The sequence below is a fragment of the Halorubrum tibetense genome (assembly GCF_055396225.1).
On sequence record NZ_AP043742.1, the window covers coordinates 844,518 to 856,059 of the forward strand.

An 11,542-nucleotide genomic window follows, 5' to 3' on the forward strand; every position below is an offset into this window, starting at 1 on the left:
GATCAGATCGGTCGCTCGTGGACGACTTCAGCTACATCGTCCTCCCGGACGCGAACGGCGAGCTCGGTCGCCGTCTCGGGGTCGAGGCGGTCGAGAAGCCGGTCCCCGACGTGTTCCGCGAGCCGCTCCGCGCTGGGGTTCAGGCCCTCGAACGCGGGCATGTCGTTGAGGGTTCGGTCCCGGATCCCGTCCACGACGGTTTCGAGCGCGTCGATGACGGCGTCGATATCGACGAGGTAGCCGTACTCGTTCAGCGTCGAGCCGCGGAACGACACCTCCACGTCGAACCGGTGTGAGTGAAGGGTCCCTTCCGGGCCCGGGTCCGGCACGGTGAGGTAGTGCTGTGCGATACAGGCCCGCGAGACGGACACCGTGTACATGCCCAACCGTTGGGCCACACACGCTTAGTTCCGTTCCCAGCGGCATCCGTCATCGGTCCGGCAGCTACTCGTCGAACTCCGCGTCGTACCGCTCGCGGAACCCCTCGTAGGCGGCCTCCTGGACGTCGACACAGACGTACCGCGCGTCGTCGCCGAACACGCGTTTCGCGGCGAGCGCGGCCGGTGCGGTGCCCGCACACGGTACGAGCACCAGTTCGCCCGCGTCGACCAGTCCGTCGATCCACGCCTCGTAGGGGGCGATCGGTTTCGCCCGACCGCCGCGTCCGTACGTCTCCTCGGGCCAGCTCGCGACCTGCCGCGCGGAGACGTCGGTCCGGCGCTCCGTCGGCCCGTCGTGTGCGAACACCACGGTGTAACCGCCGGTCGTGAGGTGCTCGCCGTGCGTGCCGCGGTCCGGCTCCCCGTCCGGGGTCAGATACGTCACGCCGCCCAGCTTCCGGAAGCCGCCACCCTCGGGGTCCGCCGCGGCATCGCCCCACACCGCACGGAGGTACTCGACGAACCGGGGGGCGAGCCAGTCGTCGGCGTCCGCCACGAGCCAGCCGCCGTCGACGAGCGCGTCACGGGAGGCGTCGATGACGTCCGCCGTCGTGAGCGTTCCGTCGACGTCGTCGCCCTCGGCGACGTGGTCCTCGTCGAACGGGTGGAGGTCGTACGCGAGCCCGCCCTGTTGGACCCGGCCCGGCCGAGCCCACGCGTCGTCGAGGAACACGGCGGCGGCCTCGTCGCGGTACTCGGCGAGGACGTCCATCGCGTCGCCCACGACGTAGTGTTCGCCGTCGTCGATCTCGTGTCGGACCGCGTCGTCGGGGAGTCCCATCGAACACTACCCGTAGGGCCGTTCGTCGCATCAAGCTTCGGGGTACCGGCGTGCGGTTCTCACCGCTTGCGTGAGTGCCCCGATCAAACGCGTCCGGACACCGACAGCCAGTCCCACAGGAAGTGGGCTAGGACGGGGACCGAAACTAGCCACGCGATCGTCCGCGAGAGCTCGGGACCGGGGACCGGCAGGAGCGCGAGAAACACCGTCGACATGATCACGGCCCCGGTCGCTCGGCGGAACTGGCTCGGCGCGAGGTCCGCCACCGCGAGCCCCCGGTGCCGCCGCCAGCGCGTCGCGGCGACGAACGCGTATCGCGCCACCCCGACAGCGAGGAAGACGAGCGGGGCGGCGTCGGCGGCGACGACCGCCACCGCACCGACCGCCACCAGCAGGGCGTCGACCTCGGTGTCGAGGATCCCGCCGAGCTCGGTGACAGAGTCCGTCCGGCGGGCGAGCGCCCCGTCTACCGCGTCGAGGAGCGCCGCACCCGCGAACAGCCCGGCCGGGACCCACGCCGCCGACCCGCCCGGCGGCTCGGTGAACAGGAAGCCGGCGAAAGCCGCCACCAACCCGGCTCGGACGACAGTCACCCACGTCGCGGCGGTGATCGGCTGTCTCCCGTGTGCCGTTCCCGCCCGAACCATCGAGCGATGGATGACGGCCGTCACCGCGAGGAACACGACGGCGACGCCGCCGACGAACGCCGGGGTCGGTTTCCCCTCCCACGCCAAGCCGAGCGCGACGAGCGCGACCGTGACCACGGTCCCCGCTCCGGCGACGGTCCACGGGAACGGACCGCCGACCGTGCCCGCCGAGGATGACCGGGAAGTCTCCGTCATCGTTCGGGCACCCCGCCGAGATCGTGGAGGTCCGGATGCGCGTCGTGGCGGTCAGGGTTCCCGTTGCGGTCGTCCGGATCCTCGTTGCGGTCGTCCGGATTCCCGTCCTCGCGACCGCCGACCGCCCGGTCGGGAGGCGGTACGTCGCTCCGGCGTGCGTCCCGAACGGCCTGCCACGCCGCGTGGCGACGATGAACGAGCACCGGAACCGAGCCGATATCGAGCAGCTTCGCGAGCGCGAGCCGGTGTTGGCCGTACGCCCGCCAGTACAGCTCCCCGTCCCGGCCGATGTCGACGTTGATCTCGTCGAGCCGGGCCGTCGTCGTGTAGCCGCTCGGCCCGTGGAGCTGCTCCTGACGGCGGTAGCCGTCCTCGCGTATCGCGTCGTGGAGGCGGTCTATCTCGCGGCACCGCTTGTCGAACCCGTCGACATCGGTGTACCCCCACGCGTTGCCGAACCGCGCGAGCTGCTCGCGGAAGGCGTCGAACAGCGCGGTGTCACGCCACTCGCGGCCCTCCCGGTAGCGTTGCTCGATCCCGCGCGGCACCGCCCGCTCGTCGAACGGCCCCCAGTCGGCCGCCCAATCGCCGTCCGCGACCCGTCCCCACTGCGGGATCCGCGGTGCGACTTCGAGGAGGCTCCGTCGGATCCGGTCGGGATCGACCCGGAGGAGGCGGAACGGCTCGGCGTCGGTGTATCGTTCCGGACGGAGGCGACGGCGGATGCGATGGGCGGCCGCGAGGGGAGCGAGCGGGGCGACGCGTCGTGCCGGCGACCCGACTCGTGACTGCAGCGCCGCAACGACCCGTCCGCGAACCCGGCGGACGGGACCGACACCGTCGCGTTCGTTCGCTGGCCCCCTGTCACCACCCGTCACGGCCGTCACGTGTTTCGGGCGTACAGCGCGACCAACACGCCGATCAGGACGACCTGTGCCACCTTGTCGACGACGTCGACCGTGCCGAGCTCCGCGAGCCCGGGCTGGTCGTTCAACACGTACCAGAGGACGACCTGTCCGGCGGTGAACGGCACCCCCAGCAGATACGTCAGGCGGCGCCGGAAGTCGACGAGCACCGCAGCGATGCCGACGACGAACCCCGCGGTCGCTCCGGCGAAGGAGATCCCGAGCCAGCCGGGGATGATGACCGCGAGATACAGGTGGACGAGCGCGGAGACGCCCGCCATCGCGATCCCGATCCAGTGTAGCGGCGTGAGCGCGTCCGTCCGGAGCGTGCCCGTGTCACTCATTGACGTTAGAACGGCGTCCGACGGGTTAATTCTTTCACCGGATCTGCCGAAAGCGGGGTGAACGACACCGATCGGCGCTCGAGCCATCGTCGACCCGCCGTCGACCCCGTGTCGGCTCGTCGATCCCCCGTCGCGCCGCTCACGCCGCTTCGATCGATTCGAGGAGCCGGCACTTCCGGCAGACGTCACGGCTGGTTTTCGAGCCGCAGCGTTCACACTCTCGGAGGGTCGGACGACCGTCATCGGCGCTGGCGTCCGAGTCGCCGTCCCCGTCCGACTCCACGTCCGATCTGGCGGGATCCCTTTCGTCCGACCCCACAGCGCCTCCCCGATATCGCTCCGCGACGATCCCGGACAGCTCCTCGTAGCCGGCCATGATCGAGTGGCGGGTGCCCGGGTGGTTCTCCTCCAGCTCGTGGATTACGGACTGGATCTCGCCGCGATACGCCTCCGACGCGTGGGGACACTCGGCCATGTGGACCGGGAGGTCGCGGACGTGACAGTACAGGGCGATCTCCTTCTCGGGGACGTCCCGCAGCGGCTTCGCCCGGGGAACGAACTCGTCGGTCTCGCCGCGTTCGTCGAACGGCCCGAGCGACGCGTCGAAGTGTTTCGCCACCTGGCGGACGTCGCCCTCGAGGACGTTCATCAGGGCGGTCTGGGCCTCGTCGTCGAGGTTGTGACCGGTGAGGAGTTTGTCGGCGTCGAACTCGGCGGCGTACCGCTCTAAGACGTCCCGGCGGAACACCCCACAGTACGCACACGGGGCCATGTTCTCGGGGTCGCTCTCGACGACGTCGTCCATGCGGACGCCGAACTCATCGTCGTAGGAGACCACCTCGTGGCGGATCGTCCGGTCCGCCGTGAGCTCGAGACAGGCGTCGAGGCTCTCGTCGCGATACCCCTCGATCCCCTCGTGGATCGTGAGCGCGAGCATCTCCACGCGGGGGTCCCGCCCGAACACGTCGTCGAGGATATGCGTCAACACGACGCTGTCCTTCCCGCCCGAGAGGCCGATCACCCAGCGGTCGGGGTTCTCGGGCGTCGCGTCCGGGTCGAGCAGGCCGTCCTCGCGGACGCGCCGTTTCACGCGCTTCTCGACCGAGCGACAGAGGTGCTCGCCACAGAGATGTGCCCCCGAGTAGGCGGCGTGATGGATCGCGTCGGCCCCGCACTTGTCACACTCCATTACCCCCGGCTTGCCGGTGGGTCGACATACGGGTTTCGGGGCGGGACGCAGCTGCGGGTTCGAGTCGAGGACGGCACCGCGTTCGGCCCGAGACGCCACGGGGTTCGGGACGAGGACGAAACTGCGAGTCGCCGGCAACCCCGCGTCGGTTGTTTCCCGTTCCGACACGCGTTTGCCCTCGGGCCCCCGCCGGTGTGACGTGACGGACGACGAGCCGACGACGGACGACGTCACGCCGGGAGCCCGCGTCGCCGCGGACACGCCAACCGGCCTCGACCGGGACCCCGATCCCGCCCCCGTAACCGGCGACCCGCCGGCCGAGAGCCTCCGCACGCGGCTGTGGCGGTACGGGTTCAACCTGCTTCCCGCCTACCGCGGCACCGGCGCACGCGTCGACCACATCGCCGCCGACTGGCGGTACGTCCGTGTCCGGGTCCCGTTCAACTGGCGGACGAAGAACGGGGTCGGGGCGACGTTCGGCGGGAGCCTCTACGGCGCGGTCGACCCCGTCTACATGACGATGTTCCAGCGGATCCTCGGGGACGGGTTCACGATCTGGGACAAGGCGGCCGCCATCGAGTTCCTCGAACCCGGCCGCGAGACGCTGTACGCCGAGTTCGAGCTCGACGAGGCGGAGACCGCGGGGATCCGTGAGTCGCTCGGACCGGGCGAGTCGACGGACCGAGACTACCTCGTCCGGATCGTCGACGACGAGGGGACGGTCCACGCGATCTGTCGGAAGACGCTGTACGTGCGCCGGGACCGCTGAGATCGGACCGCTCATGGGTCCCTGATCAGCTCTTGTGGGAGGGGCTCGTGCGGTCTCGTGGCTCCCTCGCGGATCAGTCGTCAGCGCGGGTCGCGTCCGAAACGGCCGAGCCACCCGAATTACCGTCGCCGTCCGAAACGGCCGAGCCACCCGAGTCGGCGTCACCGTCCGACCCTCCGTCGACCGCCGACACCGAGATGAGGAGCCGCCCGTCGCTTGTCGTGCTCACCAGCTTCGATTCGGGGAACGTGTTCCCGTCCGCGCGCACGCCGGTACTGCGTCCGGTCCAGCGGTCACCCTCCATGACGGCGGGCAACACGTTCGTGCGGATGTGTTCGACCTCGTCATCGGGGTGGAGTCGCTGCCACGGTTCGCCGACGAGCGTCTCGGGGTCGTACCCGTACGCCCGCGCGTACGCCTCGTCGACGTACTCGAACGTTCCGTCCGGACTCACGGTACAGACCGCGTCGAACGACACCCGTGCATCGACGTCGTCGACGGCGAGCGAGTGGGACGCGTCCGCCGATCCAACCGCGGTGTCCGGCCCGTCGAACGACCCGTCCTCCCCGTCGATAGCGTAGTCGACTCGTCGGATCAGCGTCGTGTAGGCGTCCGAGCCGCCGCGTTTCCGGACGTAATCGGTCACCCCGACGCGGACCATCTCGGCGGCGAGCTCGTCCGGCCCGGTGGCGGAGAACAACAGGAACGGCAGCTCGGGGTGTGTCTCACGGGCCGCCGACAGCAGCTCGACGCCGGTGCGCGCGGGCATGTCGTAATCCGTGACGACGCAGTCGAACGGCTCCTCTCGGATCCGCGCCAGCGCGGCGTCCGGGTCGGTTTCGACCGCGGTCTCACAGTCGAGGTCGGCGTCGCGTTCGAGGAACGTCGCGACCAGCTCGGCCAACCCCGGTTCGTCGTCGACACAGAGGACTCGCACGGAACGCTCGGTCATACCCCCTCTCGGCCGAGGGTCCCTAAACCTCTTCGCGCCTGATGTTCAGTTCTGATAGGGTGAGAGCGGTCGTCGAGACGGCAAGGGGGTCGCCCTCACGAGGAGCCGCGCCCAGGAAGAACACGCGCTCGCGAGGAGTCCCGCTCGTGAGCGGCCGCACTCACGCACTCACGCTTGCGCGGTCGCACTCACGCTTGCGCGGCTTCACTCACGCGGTTGCGCCAGCGACGAGGCTTTCGCGGACGGTTTCGAGGAAGCGGTTCGGGTGCTCGACGTGCGGGAGCAGCTTCGCGCGGTCGAAGACGACGAGCCGCGCGCCCGACGCGTCCGCGAGCTCGCGACCGTCGGTCAGCGGGCTCACCGCCGCCTCGCGGCCCCAGACGATGGTCGGCGGCACGTCGAGGTCGGCGAGCGCGGCCGCCAAGTCGAGCTCGCTGTTGAGGTACCCCGAGATGAACGACGCGGGCGCGAACCGCGCGTTCTCGACGTGGGTCGTCCGCCACTCGTAGTCCACCCACTCGTCGGTCGGGTTCGCGGGGTCATCGTAGCCGTGGTCGGCGTTGAAATACCGGATCGACGGTTTCGAGACGATCAAGTTGAACAGGGCCTCGCCGACGAGCGGAGCGCGGATCAGCTCTCGGAGGGGAGACTTCGGCGGGCTCGGGCCCGCGCGGGTCGTCGGGCAGACGGCGACGAACCCCGAGAACTCGATGTCGTCGGCAGCGGCGGCGTACGACGCCGACAGCGACGAGGCGACGACGGCCGGCTCGTCGAACGTCGAGAGGAAGTCCCGAACGAAGTCCTCGTACAGCGCCGCGGAGTAACGCAGCGGCGGGCGGTCCGACCGGCCGTACCCGGGGAAATCCGGCGCGATCACGTGGTAGTCGGCGGTGAGATCACCGAACACCTCGCGCCACTCTCCGGAGGAAGCCGCGGCGTTGATCCCGTGGAGCAATACCAGGTCGGGGTCGTCCGGGTCGCCGCCCTCCGTGTACGCGACGTCCATCCCGCGCCAGCGGAACGTCCCCTCGTCGCCGACGAGCGGCGATTCGAGGGCGTCGTCGTGGCGGAGTCCGGTGTTCACCGCGGCCAGCGCGCCGACGCCGAGGAGGGCCGTTCCGGCGAGGTTCCTGAGCTTCATGGAAACCTGTTGGTTCGCGGGCGACTTATAATCCGCGGGCGGAGGCGGCGGTCGCGGGATCCCGATACCGACCACGGTCATGAGCGACGCCGCGAGTCAGTCGTCGTCCATCGCCGAGCCGTCGCTCTCGGAGCTCCCGCCGGCCTCGTCGTCGACGCACGCCGCGATCGGATCGACGACGCTCGCCGCGACCGTGTACGGGTCGGTCTCGCGGCGACGCACCCGCTCGGCGAGCGCGTCGATCCCGCCTCGTCGTTCGATCTCCTCGGTCGCGAGCGCGCCGATATCCGAGCGGACGAGCGTCCGGATCTCCTCGGCGTACCGCTCGCGCTTGGTACGGTCGATCACACCCGAGTCGCGGAGGTATCGCGCGTGCGCGTCAAACGCATCGATCAGCGACTCGACGCCGTCCCCGGTTGTGGCCACGGTCCCGAGCACGTCGGGGGTCCACGTCGGGTCGCCCCCGCCGTCTCCATCGCCCTTGCCGTCTCCATCGACGCCGTCGTCGTCCGGGTGGTCGGGGACATCGAAGCCGTGGTGGCCGGTATCGAGCCCCTTCGTCGGGCTCTCACGGCGGTGGACCATCTCCTCCAGCTCCGCGAGGGTTCGGTCCGCCCCGTCCATGTCGGCTTTGTTGACGACGAACACGTCGCCGATCTCGAGGATACCGGCCTTGAGCGTCTGGACGTCGTCGCCCGAGCCGGGCTGGACGAGCACCGCGACCGTGTCGGCGGTGCGGACGATATCGACCTCGTTCTGTCCCGCGCCGACCGTCTCGATGATGATCGTGTCCTTGCCGAACGCGTCGAGCGCCTTCACCGCGTCCGCAGTCGCCATCGAGAGCCCGCCGAGCTGGCCGCGCGCGCTCATCGACCGGAAGAACACCTCCATGTCGCCGACGTTCGAGGCCATCCGGATCCGGTCGCCGAGCAGCGCCCCGCCGGTGTACGGCGAGGAGGGGTCGACGGCGACGACGCCGACCGTGTCGCCTCGCTCGCGATACGCCGCGGCGAGCTTGTCGACGAGCGTCGACTTGCCGGCACCCGGCGCGCCGGTGACGCCGATGACGTTCGCGCCGCCGGTGTGTTCGTGGAGCGCCGCGACGATCGCGCGATGGCCCGACGACCGGTTCTCGATCCGAGTGATGACGCGGGCGAGCGCGCGGTGGCTCCCGTCGAGGAGGTCGGCGACGAGCCTCTCGTCGGCGTCGCTCAGAGTCGTCTCCGACACGTCGGCGGCGGCCCGTTCCCCGTCGGGGGAGCGCTCCCCGTCGGCAGTGGATCGGCTCCCGCCCGTCCCGTTGCCGTCCATCTAGCGCTCCGGGACGTTCGCCCGGATGAACTCGATCGTCTCCTCCATCGGCGTGCCCGGGCCGAACACCTCGGCGACGCCGATCGCCTTGAGGTCCGCCTCGTCGTCGTCCGGAACGATCCCGCCGACGACGACGAGCGTGTCCTCGAACGCGTCGTACTCCTTGAGTCCCTCTATCACCTTCGGCACGAGGGTGTTGTGCGCACCCGAGAGGATCGAGATCCCGAGGACGTCGACGTCCTCCTGAACCGCCGCCTGAACGATCTCGTCGGGCGCGCGATGGAGCCCGGAGTAGACGACCTCGAAGCCGGCGTCCCGGAACGCCCGCGCGATCACGTGTGCCCCCCGGTCGTGGCCGTCCAGTCCGACCTTCGCGACCAGACACCGGATGGCCCGCTCGCGTTCCTCCGTTTCGACGCTCATACCCTCCTCTGGGTCGGCGACCCGTTTGATTCTAACGGAAGACCGGGAAGGATCGGACGCGCGACGACACGGCCCGCCGCTGACGGCGGTCACGGCACGATCGACCAATCATAAACGGTAGCTGCGTCAACGCGCGACCTCGGTCGGAACCCGATCTCGCTTATAAATACGCCGCCAGCCGGAACCCGATCTCGCTTATAAATACGCCGCCGGCCGGAACACGGCCTCGTTCGTAGCCGCCGCTTCGGTGTCTTCGTATATATACGTGCACCGCGCTCGACGACGCCGCTCCCCGGCAGCGGAGTATATAAGCACGGTCCGGGAGCGGCGGTAGGGCAGTCGTCCCGCCGATCCGTCGACAGTGGCGGTTTTCGCCCGGGTCTCGAGTCCTTTTATTCGCGGCGCGGTAACTCCCGTCCGAACATGGCACGCGTGAGCGCCGGGGGGCGACTCCACTTCGGCTTCTGTAATCTGAGCCTCTCCCACGAGCGGCTGTACGGCGCGCTCGGCGTGGCGCTCGCGGAGCCACGGGTGACCGTGACCGCGACTCCTGCCGACGAGGTACACGTCTCGATCGCCACGGATGACACGAATGCGGACGGGCTCGAGGGCGGGACCGTCAGTAGTTGGACGCCCGGAGACGACACGGTGGATGCGCTCCGCGCGGACGTCCGGAGCTACGCCACCGTGGCCGCGGACCGACTGGGGGTTCCGGGCGTGTCGGTCACGATCGAGTCCTCGCTTCCCCGTCACGCGGGGTTGGGAAGCGGCACCCAGCTGGCGGCGACGACGCTCGCGGCGGTGGCACGCGCGTACGACCGGCAACCCCGCGTTCGGGAGCACGCCCCCGCCCTCGGGCGGGGCGGCCGGTCGGGAGTCGGCGTCGCAGCGTTCGAGTCGGGCGGGTTCGTCCTCGACGCGGGCCACCCCACCGCGCAGTTCACGACTGACCGGCCGGCAGACGGGGAGTGGACCGTCCCAGCGGTGACCGCGCGGCACCGGGTCCCGGCGGAGTGGCGGTTCCTACTGGTCCGCCCGAACGCCGAACCGGGCCGCGACGGCGACGACGAGGACGCCTCGATGCGGTCCGCCGTCGAGCGGGCGGATCCGGGGCTCGCGGACCGGATCGCCGGGGTCGTCACGCGTGGGGTGCTCCCGGCGGTCGCGACGGGGCGCGCGGAGGCGTTCGGTGAGGCAGTCGCGACGGTCGGGCGGCTCAACGGCGCGTGGTACGCCGACGAACAGGGCGGCGTGTACCGCCCGCCCGTCGGCGACATCGTGGCGTCGTTGTCCTCGGAGTCGGCGGTGTTCGGAGCCGGTCAATCCTCCTGGGGTCCCACGGTGTACGGCGTCACCGACGCCGAGCACGCGGCGGCGGCCGCTACCGCCGGCGCGCGCGCCCTTGATGCGGCGGGCGTCGACGGCGACGTCGCCGTCGTTCGCGCGGCCAACGAGGGCGCACGGCTGAGCGATGAGGCCGGCGACCGGCAGAGGGAGGACCGACGCGAGGGTCGACACGGTCCCGACGAGGGACAACACTAAGCCGGACCGCGACCCGTACGGAGCTATGTCGAGTGTCCCGTTCGGCGTCGCCCGACTGGATTCGATCCTGGACGGCGGCGCACCCCCCGGAAGCGTCGTGTTGCTCGCGGGCGAGTCCGGGGCAGGCGCACGCGAGTTCATGTACACGAGCGCGGCGATGAACGCGCTCGCTCGGGCCGACGAGTCGCTGTTCGACCTCTACTACGGCGACCTCCCGGGCGACGCGGCTGTGCCGCCGGAGGTGCACTACCTCTCGTTTACCGCCGACGAGGACGCGCTCACTCGCGAGATGGGATACGCGATGGCGGACGAGGTCGTCGACGCCGCGGTCGACGGGATCGCGTTCCGTGACCTCTCGCCGGAGTTCTTCCAGCTCAGCCCGATCCCGCGGGAGTGGTACGAGGGGGAGACATCGTCGATCACGGACCTCGATAACCGCGGGCAGTACGACGACGTGCTCACCGCCTTCGGCGACTACCTGACGGAACACGCCTCCGGGAACCTGGTGTGTATCGACTCCGTCACCGACCTCGTCTCCGCCGTCTCCGACGACATGGAGTGGAGCGACGTCGCGATGGTGATGAAGGGGCTGAAGAAGGCGGCGGCCCGCTGGCAGGGGCTCATCCTGGTGTTGGTGAACGTGGACTCGCTGACCGACGAGGAGTTCGGTACCCTGATGGACGCCGCCGGCGGGACCCTCCAGTTCACGTGGGAGAGCGGGGGGTCGCGGCGCGCGCGGACGATGTTCGTCAGGGAGTTCCGCGGCGTGCTCTCGCGGCTGGAGGAGGAGAACATCGTCCGGTTCGAGACGGAGGTCCACGACGGCGGGTTCGACATCAGCGACGTGCGGAAGATCCGGTGAATCTCCTCTCCTCCTCTTCCGACCACCGAGCCTGTCCGATG

General features: G+C 70.1%; 13 protein-coding genes. 3 read left to right on the plus strand and 10 right to left on the minus strand.

The window, feature by feature from the left end; all coding sequences use genetic code 11:
- Positions 1-2: 2 nt before the first annotated feature.
- The 6 genes from ACZ5TV_RS04225 to ncsA all read right to left on the minus strand — a co-directional run bounded on the left by ACZ5TV_RS04225 (position 3) and on the right by ncsA (position 4,501).
- Entirely contained in the window at positions 3-380 is a 378-nt protein-coding gene (locus ACZ5TV_RS04225) for a 6-pyruvoyl trahydropterin synthase family protein (RefSeq protein ID WP_379783799.1), read from the minus strand.
- 64 nt (positions 381-444) lie between these two features.
- The gene (locus ACZ5TV_RS04230) at positions 445-1,221 is read right to left on the minus strand and encodes a hypothetical protein (protein ID WP_464384137.1); all 777 of its coding nucleotides are present in this window, start codon (positions 1,219-1,221) and stop codon (positions 445-447) included.
- Positions 1,222-1,304: 83 nt separating this feature from the next.
- The gene (locus ACZ5TV_RS04235) at positions 1,305-2,063 is read right to left on the minus strand and encodes a CDP-alcohol phosphatidyltransferase family protein (RefSeq protein ID WP_464384138.1); all 759 of its coding nucleotides are present in this window, start codon (positions 2,061-2,063) and stop codon (positions 1,305-1,307) included.
- Complete coding sequence (locus tag ACZ5TV_RS04240) at positions 2,060-2,950, minus strand: hypothetical protein (RefSeq protein ID WP_464384139.1); 891 nt, start codon at positions 2,948-2,950, stop codon at positions 2,060-2,062. The genes ACZ5TV_RS04235 and ACZ5TV_RS04240 overlap by 4 nt, the downstream gene beginning before the upstream one ends.
- Positions 2,947-3,312: a DUF7475 family protein gene (locus tag ACZ5TV_RS04245; protein ID WP_379781900.1), complete on the minus strand. Its 366-nt coding sequence runs from the start codon at positions 3,310-3,312 to the stop codon at positions 2,947-2,949. The genes ACZ5TV_RS04240 and ACZ5TV_RS04245 overlap by 4 nt, the downstream gene beginning before the upstream one ends.
- Before the next feature lie 139 nt (positions 3,313-3,451).
- Positions 3,452-4,501: a tRNA 2-thiolation protein NcsA gene (gene ncsA / locus ACZ5TV_RS04250; protein WP_379781898.1), complete on the minus strand. Its 1,050-nt coding sequence runs from the start codon at positions 4,499-4,501 to the stop codon at positions 3,452-3,454.
- A gap of 199 nt (positions 4,502-4,700) precedes the next feature.
- On the opposite strand from ncsA, the gene ACZ5TV_RS04255 reads away from it, so the two are divergent.
- Positions 4,701-5,270: a DUF4442 domain-containing protein gene (locus ACZ5TV_RS04255; RefSeq protein ID WP_379781896.1), complete on the plus strand. Its 570-nt coding sequence runs from the start codon at positions 4,701-4,703 to the stop codon at positions 5,268-5,270.
- A 73-nt stretch (positions 5,271-5,343) separates the two neighbouring features.
- Here the strand turns inward: ACZ5TV_RS04255 and ACZ5TV_RS04260 are convergent, their stop codons facing one another.
- From ACZ5TV_RS04260 to ACZ5TV_RS04275, 4 genes are all read right to left on the minus strand, one after another.
- The gene (locus tag ACZ5TV_RS04260) at positions 5,344-6,222 is read right to left on the minus strand and encodes a response regulator (protein WP_379781894.1); all 879 of its coding nucleotides are present in this window, start codon (positions 6,220-6,222) and stop codon (positions 5,344-5,346) included.
- A gap of 208 nt (positions 6,223-6,430) precedes the next feature.
- On the minus strand, positions 6,431-7,363 hold the full coding sequence (locus ACZ5TV_RS04265; protein ID WP_379781892.1) for an alpha/beta fold hydrolase: 933 nt from the start codon (positions 7,361-7,363) through the stop codon (positions 6,431-6,433).
- 96 nt (positions 7,364-7,459) lie between these two features.
- Positions 7,460-8,674, minus strand: a complete 1,215-nt coding sequence (gene meaB, locus ACZ5TV_RS04270; protein WP_464384140.1) for a methylmalonyl Co-A mutase-associated GTPase MeaB — start codon at positions 8,672-8,674, stop codon at positions 7,460-7,462.
- Positions 8,675-9,097 carry a cobalamin B12-binding domain-containing protein gene (locus ACZ5TV_RS04275; RefSeq protein ID WP_379783711.1) on the minus strand — a complete coding sequence of 141 codons (423 nt, stop codon included), beginning with the start codon at positions 9,095-9,097 and terminating at the stop codon, positions 8,675-8,677.
- 423 nt (positions 9,098-9,520) lie between these two features.
- Between ACZ5TV_RS04275 and ACZ5TV_RS04280 the strand changes: the two genes are divergently transcribed.
- Entirely contained in the window at positions 9,521-10,639 is a 1,119-nt protein-coding gene (locus ACZ5TV_RS04280) for a beta-ribofuranosylaminobenzene 5'-phosphate synthase family protein (protein WP_464384141.1), read from the plus strand.
- A gap of 25 nt (positions 10,640-10,664) precedes the next feature.
- A complete protein-coding gene (locus ACZ5TV_RS04285; protein WP_379782879.1) occupies positions 10,665-11,501 on the plus strand; it encodes an RAD55 family ATPase in 837 nt (278 codons plus the stop codon).
- The last annotated feature ends 41 nt before the right edge of the window (positions 11,502-11,542 follow it).